We start from the raw sequence: 265 nt of genomic DNA on the forward strand, positions 1-265 counted from the left end.
CGCTCGACGCCGAAGCGGCCGACATTCGACGGTATCAGGTCATCGAGGAAAGTAACGTCGAGCGCCGCGCGACTGCGCGGGACGATCCCGTCATGGCACGACTCGCGATGTTCTGCGGAATACCGGAAGCGCGGCTGGATCTGCTCCCAGGCCTAGGCTTCGCGGCCGTACTCGAAGGCGTGGCCTGTCTGCTATGGTGGCTCGCACTGACTCCCCCGACCATAGAGTCGCCCACTACTGATGGTCACAGGGTAGCGCACGGCGT

General features: G+C 64.5%; 1 pseudogene. It reads left to right on the top strand.

From position 1 onward, the window contains the following. Positions 1-265: pseudogene (locus SB772_RS41975) on the top strand (hypothetical protein); the annotation flags it as partial.

It is taken from the genome of Paraburkholderia sp. SIMBA_030, assembly GCF_046535245.1.
Lineage (GTDB): Bacteria > Pseudomonadota > Gammaproteobacteria > Burkholderiales > Burkholderiaceae > Paraburkholderia.